Origin of the sequence: Halobaculum sp. EA56 (assembly GCF_051195075.1) — an archaeon.
Lineage (GTDB): Archaea > Halobacteriota > Halobacteria > Halobacteriales > Haloferacaceae > Halobaculum.
This window is the reverse complement of record NZ_JBNTJX010000032.1, coordinates 1-10,785: the sequence shown is the minus strand read 5'-3', so window position 1 is coordinate 10,785 and position 10,785 is coordinate 1. Positions and strand designations below refer to the sequence as shown.

The 10,785-nt window shown below is 59.1% G+C and carries 10 protein-coding genes and 1 pseudogene; 6 read left to right on the top strand and 5 right to left on the bottom strand.

Going from position 1 to position 10,785, the window contains the following annotated elements:
- Window positions 1-790 precede the first annotated feature (790 nt).
- Window positions 791-1,531: a DUF7504 family protein gene (locus tag ACQUQ1_RS20860; RefSeq protein WP_435066178.1), complete on the top strand. Its 741-nt coding sequence runs from the start codon at window positions 791-793 to the stop codon at window positions 1,529-1,531.
- Window positions 1,532-1,607: 76 nt separating this feature from the next.
- Here the strand turns inward: ACQUQ1_RS20860 and ACQUQ1_RS20855 are convergent, their stop codons facing one another.
- Entirely contained in the window at window positions 1,608-2,867 is a 1,260-nt protein-coding gene (locus tag ACQUQ1_RS20855) for a hypothetical protein (RefSeq protein ID WP_435066177.1), read from the bottom strand.
- Window positions 2,868-3,108: 241 nt separating this feature from the next.
- On the opposite strand from ACQUQ1_RS20855, the gene ACQUQ1_RS20850 reads away from it, so the two are divergent.
- Window positions 3,109-4,530, top strand: a complete 1,422-nt coding sequence (locus ACQUQ1_RS20850; protein WP_435066176.1) for a hypothetical protein — start codon at window positions 3,109-3,111, stop codon at window positions 4,528-4,530.
- A gap of 34 nt (window positions 4,531-4,564) precedes the next feature.
- Here the strand turns inward: ACQUQ1_RS20850 and ACQUQ1_RS20845 are convergent, their stop codons facing one another.
- A complete protein-coding gene (locus ACQUQ1_RS20845) occupies window positions 4,565-5,722 on the bottom strand; it encodes a S26 family signal peptidase (protein ID WP_435066175.1) in 1,158 nt (385 codons plus the stop codon).
- A gap of 404 nt (window positions 5,723-6,126) precedes the next feature.
- Here ACQUQ1_RS20845 and ACQUQ1_RS20840 point away from each other — a divergent pair, with 404 nt between their 5' ends.
- The 4 genes from ACQUQ1_RS20840 (at window position 6,127) to ACQUQ1_RS20825 (ending at window position 8,666) form a co-directional block, all read left to right on the top strand.
- On the top strand, window positions 6,127-6,594 hold the full coding sequence (locus ACQUQ1_RS20840) for a hypothetical protein (protein WP_435066174.1): 468 nt from the start codon (window positions 6,127-6,129) through the stop codon (window positions 6,592-6,594).
- A gap of 98 nt (window positions 6,595-6,692) precedes the next feature.
- Window positions 6,693-7,358, top strand: coding sequence for a hypothetical protein (locus tag ACQUQ1_RS20835; RefSeq protein ID WP_435066173.1), 666 nt, complete (start codon window positions 6,693-6,695; stop codon window positions 7,356-7,358).
- A gap of 22 nt (window positions 7,359-7,380) precedes the next feature.
- Window positions 7,381-7,986 (top strand): hypothetical protein, encoded by a 606-nt coding sequence (locus ACQUQ1_RS20830; RefSeq protein ID WP_435066172.1) that lies wholly within the window; start codon window positions 7,381-7,383, stop codon window positions 7,984-7,986.
- Window positions 7,987-8,099: 113 nt separating this feature from the next.
- Window positions 8,100-8,666, top strand: a complete 567-nt coding sequence (locus ACQUQ1_RS20825; protein WP_435066171.1) for a DUF7344 domain-containing protein — start codon at window positions 8,100-8,102, stop codon at window positions 8,664-8,666.
- 149 nt (window positions 8,667-8,815) lie between these two features.
- Here the strand turns inward: ACQUQ1_RS20825 and ACQUQ1_RS20820 are convergent, their stop codons facing one another.
- The 3 genes and pseudogenes from ACQUQ1_RS20820 to ACQUQ1_RS20810 form a co-directional block, all read right to left on the bottom strand.
- Window positions 8,816-9,838, bottom strand: a complete 1,023-nt coding sequence (locus ACQUQ1_RS20820) for a DUF5305 family protein (protein WP_435066170.1) — start codon at window positions 9,836-9,838, stop codon at window positions 8,816-8,818.
- Between the two features lie 178 nt (window positions 9,839-10,016).
- Window positions 10,017-10,367, bottom strand: coding sequence for a DUF5658 family protein (locus ACQUQ1_RS20815; protein ID WP_435066169.1), 351 nt, complete (start codon window positions 10,365-10,367; stop codon window positions 10,017-10,019).
- Between the two features lie 229 nt (window positions 10,368-10,596).
- Window positions 10,597-10,785 (bottom strand): annotated as a pseudogene (locus ACQUQ1_RS20810) (HAD family hydrolase); the annotation flags it as partial.

Here is a 10,785-nt window from a genome sequence, read left to right as displayed (position 1 = left end):
AACGTTACGTGCCCCTGTGGTGATCCGAACAAGCGGTTTGCGTTCCGCTCGCACGAATCAGCGGCCATCCTCCTGCTTGCTCCACACGAGTTCCGTCTAACGTTTCGAATGATGACAAGTCATATCGCTCTCGTGGGTGTGTTTCGACCGCCTGCATTACCGCCCAACCGAACGGGTTTGAGGCGGAGTTCACGGACACTATAGCTTCAACACGCCGAAGGCGTGTGGGATGGGATAGTTGATGGAACCGCGTATTCAGCCCACACCTGTGAAGTGGTGCCGTTCCGATTCGCATAGCCAACACGGATCATCTCGCCGGAGGCAGCAGTGGTCGACTCGGAACTCCCCCACGGTCACGTCAGTCTCCGGCAGGTTGACCTAGTTCGACGGAGACATCCGCGATCTCGCGAATCGCGTTCGATATCTCCGCGTACGTCGCCCGGCGGAATGTATCCATACACTACCGATTGATTTGACACATGAAAATACTTTCTCAGATATATTTCGATGCAGTGATTTCGGACAGAAGACGAGTATTTAACGATCTGACGGATAGATCCCCATCTTCGATCGTAGGAGTTTCTTTCTCGGAGGCAGCGAATCATCGAACAGATCAATATTTACCGGTGGATCGAAACATAGAGATGTGGGTCAGGACGGTGACAGAGAGCCGGGTGAGTCCGACGACTCCAAAGAAGAGTCCGACCGTTCCTCGTTGTCCCACTTAGCAGATCGAGTTCGAAACAATTCAAGTGGGAATTCCGAGGACTCCGATTCACGGTCGGAGTCATTGGCTGATCTCGCCGATTCGATCCGAGAAAAGAAGGGAGAAGCTCATCAGAACGCGGTTGATTCCGACACGGATGACACCGGACACGAGGAGTGGGACGTCGTCGATCGGGACAGTACGAGCACCACGTCACCGACAACCGACGCGAAAACGGAAGCGATTCTAGAACTGATCGACGGTGCGTCCAACGTACTGGTGAAAGGCCCCGCGGACTGTGCGACCGAGGAGAGCCTCTGTTCGAGGCTAATGGCGGCACAGCCAGGTGAGACCGTCGACCTGATACTGTTACTGGTCGATCAATCGCCGGAGGAACGACTTTCGTTTCTTCGGAACTACATATCGAACCCGATCGAGAATATAACGGTCACGTACGTTCAGACATACGACCGGTCTGCGGGCGGAGCCGACCTTCCCGATGTCACGATCAACAGGATATCGGATCCGACGGATCTCCGCCGAATCGGGATCTTGACTAGCAAGGCGATGGGCGAACGGGCAGACTCACCGAATAAGACAGTTGTCTGTGTACACTCCGTCTCCGAACTGATCGCGGCCGCCAATGACAACCAGCGAGTGTTCCGGTTCCTGCATGTTCTCCGTGGACGCGTGGAATCTACGGGTGCACGTGCACACTACCACCTCGATCCGGAGAGCCATCCCGATGAGACCGTTCAGACGTTCACTTCTCTATTCGATACCGTCCTCGATTTCGACGAACACGGGTCGCTGTCGGTCGAGTAACCCGCCCTCGACAGCGAACGAAGTGTGGGCTGAAACCCTCCCGCGAGGAACGCCTACGACTTAGGTTGTGGGTACCTTACTCGGGATCCTGCCAATCGAAACTTTCGGCCAAGTCGGATTTCTCGCCCGGTTCCGTCTCCGCGTCGACAGTCTCGGACTCGGATCCTTCACCGATTCGTCGCTCGATGTCGTCAGGGAGGTCTGTGGGTATCGATTGCTGCTCGGAAGTCTCTTCGGAGGCACTCACATCAGCTCGTTGTTCGGATTCGGATCCGGTGCGGACGGCCGCGGATGTCTCCTCGTGGTCGGGTTCGGAACCGAGACTGAACTGGTTGTCATCCGTCGATCGACCGGCACTATCGGTCGGCCGGTTCGGGGGTTCGGTAGGGGTCTCGGAGAGTGATTCTCGGGACCGATCCGGTTCCTGCCGGTTGCCCGCTCGTGAATCTGCGGTTCGTGCTATCGGATCGCCGAACAGGAACCACTTCGTTTCCTCGTCGATCCCGGTCAGCCGACGTCCACAGTTGTGGCACTCCGGGCTCGCGAGCAATGATAAATCGATCGTCGTGTCGCAGTTCTCACAGCTCGCCGACGTGGCTCCGATCTCTTCGGCCTCTTGCAGCAGCCGCTGGAGCTGCAACTGATCGACCTGCACCTCTTCGAGCGCCGACTGAAGCGCCTCGGTCTTCGACCGCTGCTGTCGCTCGATCCGTTCGATCTGTGTTTCGAGCGACTCAGTCGTCGTAAGCAGATGTTCGAGGATCGTCTCGAGGTCTTCGAACTCCCTGTCGAGCCGTGACTCGATCCGGTCCTGTTCTTCTGTTATCTCCGATTCGATCGCGCCGATTTTCTCGTGGAGGTCCCGTATCTGCGCCCGGGTCTTGGACTCGTGTTCAACAACCTCTGTCTCGGTCGCCTCGAGTTGCTCGATGGCGGAACGAAGTTGTGACTCCACCTCCGTTCCCCGTTCGATCTCTGCCTCGAGTTTCGCTTCGAGCAATCCGAGTCGCTCGTAAAGCTTCTTTTCGTCCTCCTCGGTGGACGTGTCGCCGTCGCTTTCGGATCTAGTATCCGACGACGACTGGGGTTCCCCATCCGGACGGACGTCTGTAGTCGTATCGTCAGCCTCCCGGTCCGACAACTCTCCGAACAAGCTGTTCTGCTCGGCTGAATCCAACAGCTGTGAGACCTCGTTGAGTGTCCAATACGATGAGAGTAACCGTTGGAAGAGCTCTTCCTCCGAAACACCCTCCCGTGCTGCTTGCTCGGCTAACCACTCCTCTAACGAATCGACTGAGGGGTCCAGTTCCCTATCGTCGGAGGAGTCATCAGCCATCTCCATCAGTTCTCTTGGCAAGTAAAATCATTCCACGGTGAAAACAGTATTGCCTATATGCACCGAGAACGCACAACGTTTACCAAAATTAAGGGTACTCTCTTTCGATTCCATCATCGTATACCGTTCTGGTGTGTTATCGAACTGAATAGTTCTTCGAAGTGTACAAGAGGGACGCCACTAGAAACACAACGTACCGCCAACGAAGATTCACATGTCTCGGTCACTCTGGTATCTGGGGGTGTTGCTCGTCGTCGGCGGACTGGCCTTCAGCGTCGTGCCGACTGGGAGCTACAGTACTATCGCGGGCGACCGGCCCGTAGATGTCTCCGTGGCGGAAGACAACGACGCATTACTCGCGCTGGTCGGTACCGGAGAGGCGGTTACCTCTCCGGGACGCTCGTCCGACGACGAGGGTACCGCAGTCGCGGCGTTGGTCAATAACGTCGATTCCGCGCTCACGGTTACATACGACGCGACCGTCGATACTGACGCAGTTGAGCTCGAAACGAACTCGGAGACGACTACGATCACAAACGGAGGCCAGCAGCGGTTGTTCGCTCGGTGTGCCCCGTCTGGCGGCGGGTCGGGTGTGGCGACGCTAACCGTGACTGTGAGCGAGGCGAGCGGTTCTGACACGTCGATCACTACTGCGAGGCTCACTGCACAGTTCGAGTATGATTGCCCGGGGAACGGCGGGTCGGGCGGTGACGCTCGTGCACCATCCAGCGGCGTCGCATACGTCGACACCGACGGGGACGGCGAGTACGACGACGGCGAAGCGACGTACACCGAGTCGGAACTGGCGTCGTTCGAGAATTCGGATGCTGACCTCGTGATCCACACGGACGGCGAGACCGTCACTTCGAGGGAAGGATTCGACATCGAAGCCCGATCAGTCACGGTCCGCACGACGACCCTGCGGAGCAACCAGGGGGTTTCGATCGAGTCCGAGGAGACGGTTTCGTTCGTCGACTCCACGGTCGCCGGAAACAATGGTGCCCTCGACGTTGCGGCGCGAGGCATCGAAGTTCGCAACACCGAGCTCACTACGAACACCGATATCACGCTCGCCGCGGACGGTGGCTCCGTCACGCTCGAAGAGGCGACCGTGGACGCACAGAACGGCGACATCGATGTCTCCGGGTCGTCGTTCAGTTCGGTTGGCACGTCGTTATCGACGAACAACGATATCTCTATCGAGGTGGAGGAGGGAACGGCTTCGCTGTCTGGCACAACGCTGACGTCACAAAACGGCGATATCTCCGTAGAGGCGGGTGAGATCGACGCGTCCGGGGCGGAGATATCGACGAATAACGCTATCTTACTTACTACTGGAGAGGGCCCGCTCGGCTTGGTGGGCTCGACCGTCGACGCACAGAACGGCGACATCGTGATCACGTCCGCCGGTCAGTTGGACGCGTCCGGGACGAGTATCGAGACGAACACGGATATCACGCTAGGCTCGTCGGGTGACATGACACTCTCGAACGCCTCGGTGACGACTCAGAACGGTGGCCTCTCCGCAGAACTGGATCAGGACTCGGCGACGCTCAGGGTCGACGGACTAAACATTCGCAGCCGGGACAACACGCTCGTCTACAGTCCCAAAGGGGTCACCGTCTCAGGAACGCCCGACCGCGGACAGGTGCGCGCGGGGTGACGACCTCTCGTATCGGTCACTCCATTCGACCCGCTCACAACAGCCGACGCTTGACCCGCTGTAGGAGGGTGATGTTCCGTCCTGTCGACCGTAGCCGGATCGGACCCAACCCCACCGAGATCGCTCCAAGGGACACGGACAATCCCACGAGCAGAAGATCGATCGCGGCGATGGCGATGTACGGATGGATCTCGTGAAGGGAGAGGATCACCGACCGCGGTAGAACCGGGAGATAGCGCCACTCTGAGATCGACCGGGAGTACGCGCCGGTCGTGTCAGGGGCCCGGATAGTCAGCGTCGTCGTTTCCTCGGAGCGCCCGGACACGACGAACACCGACCGCGAGACCGAGAGATCCGGGTGTCCCGGTTCGATGACCGTCATCATCGGGACGAACCCGTCGTTGATGACGCGGTATTCGATCGTCGTCTCTTCGCCGACGCCGATAACCAGCGGACTGTCGTTCGGCGCTTCCGAACTCACGATATCGAACGAGGTCGTCCCCGATGCCAGAACCATGCTCGCGGTCGCCGGTGTGACGACGATGAGGATCAAGACGAGGAGGAACGTTGACGTACGGATGTAGTCCCCGCGGCGTCGCGACCGGTTCGTCTGTCGCGACCCGCCTCCGCCGCCGGTGAGTACGCTGACAACGATCAAACCGATTCCGATCCAGACGAACGTCTGTGCCGGACCCGCATCGTCGAACACGGTGCCGAGATTCAGCGTCGATAGGGTCGCCTCCACCGCCCCGCCAAACACCGCCTGGATTCCCGTGACCGCGACCCCGAGGTTCGGGATCACGACGACCTCCCCGTTGATCTGGAGTGCCTCGGCGACGATCTGGGATTCGGTGACTGGCGGCTCGACACCCTCCTGGTCGGTAAACGGATTGGCGTCGCCGCGGGTGATATAACCCGCTTCTGTCTCCCCCACGACGCGGTGGGTCGTCAGCCCCCCGCCCTGTAGCTCCTGCGCCTCGAACACGATCACGTCACCTTCCTCGGGCGGGGGGGTAAGCGCCGCCGGGACCGCGATGAAGCCGTCTCCGGGTTGGAGAGTCGGAGCCATGCTCCCCGTCTCAACGAACCCCAGCAGGATCGGCTGACCGAGCGCTTGACCCAGCAGTAGCGCGCCGGCTCCCAGCACTAACAGCAGGAGGACCCCGTACTGGATGACGTCGGTCGCCTTCACGGAGTCGTGTAGACGACACGGATGTATAACCGTTCGTTCCGGTTACGCGCGCTGCTCGGGTGGGACTCATAGGGATCCTGAGTGGTGCTGGAACCCGAACCTCCGGGGGAAGGGATCATTCGAGCGCCCATTCCGTGTCGAAAGGCGAGCTTGAACGCCGCTCCCAGCCGGTAAAGCCGAGCTTTCCGATCGCCGGCTCAGCTTGAACGTCCTTCAAGTACCGGAATACAAAGTTGATAGGGGAGTAAGGAGTGGTTAGAGACACAGCGACCCTGTGTCGGGAGCACACAATGGCAGTCAACAGACGAAACATCCTGATCGGACTCGGAGCGATAGTCGGGGGCGGTGGCGCTCTCGTGGGTACGGGCGCATTTACGACGGTGAGCGCGGAGCGGTCCGTCGAAGTGAGCACCGCCGGCGACGCGAGCGCGTTCCTGTCGATCACCGGCGACGACCAGTACGTCACCGACGACAGCGGCGACGGAACGCTGACGATCGACCTCGGCGGCCCGGGCGACAGCGGGTTCAACCAGGAGGCGGTGACGACGCTCGACGGTGTCGTGACGATCACGAACAACGCGGCAGACGATTCCTCGGCGACGGTCGGCGTCTCGACCGAGGGTGTGGACACTGCGTCCGCCGGCGGATCGGCGTCGCTGCTGGTCGAGGACGGGGATAACAACGCTGTCGCGTACGTGACGTTCTACGTCGGCCCAACCGGTGAGAACTCCGTCGGTGACGGTGCGACTCAGACTATCGATGTCGGAAACTCCGCCGAGCTGGATGTCGAGATCGACACGCGCGATCAGACCCTCACCGACAACAGCGACGCACCCACCTCGGGGCTGACGATCGTCGCTGAGGAAAGCTAAAGATTGAAGTAAGACGACAACAAGAAAATATCTGAAATTCAACAATGAAACGGCGAAGATTTATCACGGCGGTCGGAACAGTCGGTGTCGGCTCCGGAATGGCGCTGGGGACGGGTGCGGTCAGTTCGGTTACTAGCAGTAATAGCGACAGCAGTTTCCGGGTTGTTGCCCCGGGTGCTGACATCACGATTACTGGACCTGCCAGCAGCAGTGGAGACGTTATTGTCGATCCCAGCGATTCCTCCGCCATCGGTACCGACGGTATCCGGTTTGGGGAACTCGAGTTTGCCGATCTCCCGCTCGTCTACGTCAACGATGTCGACGGAATGGTCGAGATCCAGGTCGCGGCCGAGTTGGGCGTAAACCACGGGAACGTCGGCCAGGTGTGCACAGTGACGAATAATAGTAGTTCGACCGATTACGATGTGGGATTCACATACACGGGATACGGGGACACCGTCACCAACGGTCCGTCAGCGGTGGATGCAAGTGTCGCGCAGAAGACGTTCCAGTTGGTCGATGGCAGCGACTCGACTCAATACTCGCCCACCGGCGGCGGAAGTACTCCATCCACCCGATTTACGCTGTCCGGTTCGGGAAGCTCAAAAAATATCGACCTGTCGATTAACGCGAGTCACTCCGAACTGGTGGACAACCTAGCGAACGACGGGACGTTCGATCAGGATCAGAGCGGGACCGGGTTCTCCAGCACCTCCTATAGTCTCATAGAGGAGGTCACCGCGGACGCAACGGAGTCCGCCTGATCGAACAAACGTTCTCTTCCCCATGATGCACCGACGCCGCCAAATCCTCGTCACGATCGGGAGTGCGATCGCAACCGGCGGCGTCGTCAGTCTTAATGCGTCATCCTCAGTCGCGTCATCCGGGGACGCTTCGTTCCGCGTTGTCGCACCGAACGATATCGAACTCACGCCCGTCAACGCCCCCCCGATCCACGTCGAGACGAACACCGACGGATACGTCACCGCGATCACTCCTGGGGGCGACCGTGATGGGGTCAACCAATACGCAACCACCCGGTTCGAAGACATCATCGCAGTCACGAACGTGGCGAGTAACGACCTGACCGGGATCTACTTCGAGTTCGAAGCGACCAGCGATACCCTCCCCCCCGAAACGCTCACAGAGATCGAGTCGGCCTTACAAGTGACTGCCGGCAGCACACCTCTTGAAACCACTGGCGAGTCCGGCGACGACCTCCTCGCCGTCAGCGACGACCCAGCAGTCGCCGACGGCACGCTCGAATCCGGCGACTCGGTTCCGTTCGGCGTTCAGGTGAACCTCATCCCGGACTCCCCCCCCGGAACGCTTGCCGACCTCCCCGGAGACGACTACGACGTCGATCTCCGGATCCTGATCGATCGGCCCTGAGTCCGTTCTCCGTGACACAAGCGGTTCGATTCGACACAGTACCGGTTAATTCCGCCGCTTCTTCGACACATGGGAGAAATTATATGTCTAACCGATATCCAGTATGACGACCGATGGCTGCTCGCGGTGACGGCGGCGTGCTCGTTGGCCGGTCGGACAGCGACGACCTCTCACGCGATGAAATATTCGACCTCATCAGCAACAGTCGTCGTCGGTACGCCATCCAATATTGTAAGCAGGCCGATGGAAAAGTATCGCTCTCTGACCTCGCAGAGCACGTAGCTGCACTCGAACACGAGAAAGACGTTTCTGAAATCTCTTCGAGCGAGCGGAAGGCCGTCTACACCTCGCTTCAACAGACTCACCTCCCGCGTCTTGACAGGGCCGGTGTCGTCGAGTTCGAAAACGGAACGGTTGAACTGACCGACCGGATCGAGCGGCTCGATATCTACCTCGATATCGTTCCCGAAGGATCAGTCCCATGGGGCGTGTACTATCTCGGGCTGTCAGCGCTCTCGGCAGTGGTGATGGCCGCGCTCTGGCTCGAGTTCCTCCCAACCGAAACGATACCGGAACTCGCGTATCCTACGGCGATCGTGGTCGTCTTCGCGGCGTCGGCTGTGTATCACACCTATCTGAATCATCGGTATCGATTCGAGGAGTTCGATCGGTCCGAGTGACTGGTCAGTTCTCATTATCGTGACGATATTTTTCGATGGCTCTCTGTTTCCAACGACGGTGATGAGCAGCCTAGGACAAGACAGACCCCCTCAGAGGTTGTGACCCTTCCCTACAGAGTCTGTCGAACAGGTCGGAGCAGTTGTCTGACTCAGAAGTCGAGCCACATGTCGGTCTCGTCAGCGTCGTGGGCGTAGTAGTAGATCTCGTCCCCATCGATCACGGCGTACGCGTCGATGCTCGGGTCGAAGATCACGCGTCTGCCCGAGTCGATCGCGACGTCAACTAGGTCCTCCAGCGTCAGGATGGAGATATACTGCTTGTCCGACTCCGTCGGGAACTCGCCGCGCGAGATCCACTCATCGTTCCTATCGTGAATGATGTTTACTTTAAGTGCCTCGGTATCGGCGGTCCGTTCGATCCTGATGACCGTGGCACTCACACCGAACAGGATCAGGCCCAGGACACCCAGTCCGCCATACTCGAACAGCGTCGGCGGACGACGAACCTCACGTGTCACGGTCGTCGAGCGTGTCTCCTCGGCGCTCAGTTCCTCAGAGAGGTAGTATGCCTGGCCGGAGATGACGAACGGCGTTGACGCCGAGATAGTCCCCTCGTAGTCCTCGGTTGCATAGGAGACGTTCAGTTGTACCGTGATCTGGAACTCGCCGGCTCCGCCGACGACCGCCTGGCGCTCCTGTAGATCTCTTCGGACGTCGGAGACGTTGATACTCGCCGACTCCGTTGCGGTTCCGTTGGTAGTTGTTGTCGACTTGTTTATGAGCGTGCGTCGCTCAGTAAAGAACGGTCGTTCGTCCCGTAAACCGACGACCTCGAAGGTTAACACGTGGGTGAGTTCCACGGATTGGTCCGCCGGGACCGCTGTCTGGACGACGAATGTGAGTTCCGGCGTCGCGGACGTGAAATATACCGATCGGTTACGAAGGGTCGTCCCACGGTCGTAGAGAGTCGTGTTCCCGGTGACGACCGCGGTCGTGTCGACATCGCTTTCGATCGTCTGGACGTTCGTCTCCTCGCTGACGGTGTCCACCGTCGGTGTCAAGAATATGTATCCTGCGCTGCCGAGGCAAACGAGTCCGACGATCGCGAGTCCAACGGCGATCGGTTGCGCGCGTACCGCGATGAAATATTCCGCTCTGTCCTCGAAGGCCATTGTTAGGGTAGAGTCACTCGTCGAACGACACGACAGCCGGCCATTTCACCCACCGTTTATGAGCCCGTTACGAAAACTGTTCCCTCGCCGGTATTCAGTTTTGTCCATTGTCTTCGGAGTTCCGACCGTCCGGTTGACATCGAACCGGTGCTCGCGAGTAGGTCCGTCCGGTCGGCATTCACAATAGTAACCAAATGGATACGTTATCAGCGATCAGGATCGCGTTCCGATACGCGGCGTAAAAATATACGACCGACAGGGTCCCGTACGCGCCGAGCCTGAGGCAGACACTGGCACCTGCCGACCTGGTCAGACGGTACAGTTCACAGACACATAATTCGACAGCGAGGGCCACACAGAACACGACCGAGAATCCGAACACGACGACTCCGACTATCAGACCCATACTCTGGAATACACTCTCTGCGATCGGATTGAGTTCGGTGATGCCCGGAATGTACAGCAGCCCTACAGCCGTCGTCACCACGTCCGCGATCTTGCTGACGACGAGTAGAGTCAGACCAGACACAAGAAACGTCCTGTTCCGACGGTCGACTGATCGAGATCGTGTCGGTCGATAGTTCCGGACTCGCTGTGACACACACCTACACCATATCAATAGAAAATACAATTGTGATTGAATGTTTTCATTGACTCCGTCACCAAGTCTCCTTCCGGTAGAAGCGAATGACGGGATCTAAAGCAAGGGTGTATAGGACATCCCCGATACTGTTTACCATCGTCGGCGAGTCGGCTATTCACTCCCCGTTCAGTTCGGCCAGACACCGCCAGGCGTACATCGTCCGCAGCACCGCCGCCGCGTCGCCGGGGGCGAACACGAGGTCGTCGGTCGAGCGGACGTGCTCCAGCACGCGCCCCGAGGAGTGTTCCGGCGCGGCGGCGACCCCCGAGTCCGTCTCCTCGGCCCACTCCATCACGCGCAGGTC

What these genes read in the sequence shown, in the direction of transcription:
- ACQUQ1_RS20855 (WP_435066177.1), bottom strand. Translation starts at nt 2,867, where the DNA reads ATGGCTGATGACTCCTCCGACGATAGGGAACTGGACCCCTCAGTCGAT.
- ACQUQ1_RS20835 (WP_435066173.1), top strand. Translation starts at nt 6,693, where the DNA reads ATGGCGCTGGGGACGGGTGCGGTCAGTTCGGTTACTAGCAGTAATAGC.
- ACQUQ1_RS20830 (WP_435066172.1), top strand. Translation starts at nt 7,381, where the DNA reads ATGATGCACCGACGCCGCCAAATCCTCGTCACGATCGGGAGTGCGATC.
- ACQUQ1_RS20825 (WP_435066171.1), top strand. Translation starts at nt 8,100, where the DNA reads ATGGCTGCTCGCGGTGACGGCGGCGTGCTCGTTGGCCGGTCGGACAGC.
- ACQUQ1_RS20820 (WP_435066170.1), bottom strand. Translation starts at nt 9,838, where the DNA reads ATGGCCTTCGAGGACAGAGCGGAATATTTCATCGCGGTACGCGCGCAA.